Annotated in this window: 2 protein-coding genes and 1 tRNA gene; 1 reads left to right on the top strand and 2 read right to left on the bottom strand. The window is 71.3% G+C overall.

Going from position 1 to position 3252, the window contains the following annotated elements:
- On the top strand, positions 1–2230 hold a 2230-nt coding region (locus AOK23_RS42585), incomplete at its 5' end, for a SpoIIE family protein phosphatase (protein ID WP_055717735.1).
- A gap of 64 nt (positions 2231–2294) precedes the next feature.
- Here AOK23_RS42585 and AOK23_RS42580 read toward each other — a convergent pair.
- Positions 2295–2367, bottom strand: a tRNA-Thr gene (locus tag AOK23_RS42580).
- Between the two features lie 96 nt (positions 2368–2463).
- Positions 2464–3126: a DegT/DnrJ/EryC1/StrS family aminotransferase gene (locus AOK23_RS42575; RefSeq protein ID WP_055717734.1), complete on the bottom strand. Its 663-nt coding sequence runs from the start codon at positions 3124–3126 to the stop codon at positions 2464–2466.
- Positions 3127–3252 lie beyond the last annotated feature (126 nt).

Raw genomic sequence — 3252 nt, 5'->3', positions numbered from 1 at the left:
CCGCCCCGTGGGCACCCGCACCGCAGGCCCCTCCCTCCCCGCCGACCTGTTGCCCCTCGCCGACGGCCGGGTCCGCGTCGCCGTCGTCCAGATCGACCGCACGGGCGCGATCAACGCGTGGAACGAGGACGCGGAGGAACTGTTCGGCTACGCCCCGGACCAGGTCATCGGCAAGCCGCTCACCGACCTCGCCGCCTGGCCGCACACCCCCGGCACCAGCACCGGGGTCGCGGAGGCCCTGCAACTCTCCCGATGGGAGGGCAGTTACGGCATCCGCGACGCGGGCGGCCGGGTGACCCCGGTGTACGCCTCCCACCTCCGGGTGCGCGACACGGCCGGCGAACCGTCCACGGTCTGCCTTCTCGTACGGGACCACGAGCGCGCCGTCCTGCAGACCCCGATCCGCGTCCCCACCGGCGATTCGAGCGGCTCCGGCGAGGGCGGCCAGGCCACGGACCCCTTCGAGGTCTTCATCGGCTCCCCCGCCCCGGACGACCTCGACGGCCTCCTGCAGCGCACGGTCGAGCGCGCCCGCGACATGCTCGACGGGGACTCCGCGTTCCTGCTCCTCGCCACCGACGACGAGACCGAGCTGGAGGTACGGGCCTCCACCGGCCTTCCCTCGGCCCGCCAGCGCTTCGCACGCGTCCCCGTGGAGGCCGGCCCCGGCCGCTACGGCTCGGCCCGCATGCCGGCCGTCCATGACGATCTCGCGGCCGTCCCCGGCGCGGTCCCCCTGCTCAGCGGCACGGGCATGCGCTCGGTCGTCACGGTCCCGCTGAAGGTGGAGGGCCGCCTCACCGGTTCCCTCGGTGTCGCCGCGGAGGCCGCGAGCCGCTATTCCAACGAGGAGGCCCTGCGCCTCCAGTTCGCCGCCGACCGCATCGCTCTCGCCGTCGAGTCTGCCCGCCTGGGTGAACTGGAGCGGCTGCGCCGCGGCTCCCTGTCGTTCCTCGTCGAGGCCTCCGACCTCCTCGCGGGCACCCTGGACCGCGATCAGACCCTGGCCCTGATGGCCCAGATGACGATCCCGACGCTCGCCACCTGGTGCGCGGTGTACACGATCGCCGACCAGGCCTCCGACCCGTACCTCTCGTACGTGCTCCACGAGGACGAGGACCTCATCGACGGCCTCAAGGCCCTCCTGTCCAAGATCGCGCCGCCCGAGCCGATCCCGACTCCGGGCGCCCGCGTCTGGACGGCCCCCGCGGAGGCGGCCCACCGCGCGGCGCTGCGCACCTCGATGCGCAGCCTGGGCCTCGGCGAACCGGCCACGGTCAGCTCGGGCATCGGCACGACCCTGGCGACGGCCTCGGCGGTGGGCGGGGAGACGGTCGTCCTGCCCCTGGTGGCCCGCAACCGCGTCATCGGCATGCTCACGCTCGGCAAGCCGACGGACGAGCACTTCCGCCAGGAGATCCTGGAGCTGGCGGAGGACCTGTCCCGCAGGGCCGCCCTGGCCCTGGACAACGCCCGCCTCTACTCGGAGCGCATGGCCATCAGCCAGTCCCTCCAGCGGAGCCTCCTCCCGCCGGAGCTTCCGGACATCGAGGGCGTCGAGGTCGAGGTCATCTACCGCGCGGCCGGCGAGGGCAACGAGGTGGGCGGCGACTTCTACGACCTCTTCCCGATCCGCGACGGCGCGTACGGCTTCGCCATCGGCGACGTCTGCGGTACGGGCCCGGAGGCCGCCGCGGTCACGGGCCTGGCTCGTCACGCCCTGCGCCTGCTGGCCCGCGAGGGCTACGGCGGCCCGGCCGTCCTCGAGCGCCTGAACTCCGCCATCATCGACGAGGGCGCCCGCAGCCGCTTCCTGACCCTCCTGTACGGCGAGTTGTGGCCTCAGGAGGACGGCAGCGCCGTCCTGAAGGTCGTCTGCGCCGGGCACCCACTCCCGCTCCGTCTGCGCCAGGACGGCACGGTGGAACCGGCCGCCGAACCGCAGCCCCTCCTCGGCGTCATGGAGGACCTGGAGCTGTACGAGCAGACGGTCACCCTCGATCCCGGTGACGTCCTCCTCTGTGTCACGGACGGCGTCACCGAACGCCGCGAGGGCACCCGCATGTTGGGCGACGACGGCCTGACGGAGGTCCTCACGACCTGTACGGGTCTCACGGCCGGCGCTGTCGCGGCCCGTGTGATGCGCGCGGTCGAGCGCTTCGCTTCGGACGCCCCGTCGGACGACATGGCCATCCTGGCGATGCGTGTTCCGGGCCTGCACAAGGACTGAGCGGGCGGCGATCGGAAAAGGGCATGAGAAAGGCCCCGCCCAGATGGGCGGGGCCTTTTGACTGAGCCCCCAAACGGAATCGAACCGTTGACCTTCTCCTTACCATGGAGACGCTCTGCCGACTGAGCTATAGGGGCTTGTCGCTTTCGAGGTTTCCCTCGCGGCAACGGAATAGATCATACCCCGAACGGAGCCGTGCTCCCAAACCCAGCTCGTGCGCCCGGCGGCCGTTCTCAGAACGCCGGCTGCAGCAGCCCGCCCAGCGCGTTGCAGGCGGACACCAGCCGGTGCAGTTCGCGCCGCGACATGTTCCCGCAGATGGGCAGCGCGAGCGTCTCGTCGGCGGCGCGTTCGGTCTCGGGGAGGCATATGTCCCGCCGGAACTCCGGCATACGGTGCACCGGCGTCTTCACCGGCACGCTGCACGCAACTCCCTTGGCCTTGATGGCCCGTGCGAACGCGTCCCGGTCCGGCCGCCCGTTGCCCGGCACCCGTACGACGTACTGCTGGAAGGTGTGCCCGTCGCATCCGGCCGGGGTCCGTACGCCTTTCAGCTTGGTGCTGAGGTACGCGGCGCGTTCCCTGCGCACTCCGACCTCGCTGTACGGCGCCTCGGACTCGCCTTGTTCCAGCACCAACAGGCCGTGCCGTTGCCCTACTTGGTGCAGTGTCGCGATGTCCGCCGACCGGCCGAAGCGGTGTACGGCGACGACCGCCACGGTCCGCGTGGTCACCGCGGCCTCGACGGCCGCCGCGTCCAGGCAGTACGACAGCGGGTCTATGTCCGCGAAGACCGGCACTGCCCCTGTCAGGCTCACGGCCTGGGCGACCTCGGGGTTCCCGAACGCCGGCACGACCACCTCGTCACCGACGCCGACACCTGCGGCCTTGAGCATTCCAACGGTACCCATAGCGCGGATCCTCGTCGCGCAATGTGAACGCCAAGTGACGCACAACAAAAAAGAGCTGGTCCCCGAACCGAAATTCGGGGACCAGCTCTATCAATGATTGTTCGGCGGCGT

This window comes from Streptomyces torulosus (assembly GCF_001419765.1).
In the GTDB taxonomy this organism is placed as follows: domain Bacteria; phylum Actinomycetota; class Actinomycetes; order Streptomycetales; family Streptomycetaceae; genus Streptomyces; species Streptomyces torulosus.
This window is presented reverse-complemented; position numbering and strand designations above follow the sequence as displayed.

Coding starts and splice junctions, on each gene's coding strand:
- AOK23_RS42575 (WP_055717734.1), bottom strand. CDS start 3,126: ATGCTCAAGGCCGCAGGTGTCGGCGTCGGTGACGAGGTGGTCGTGCCG.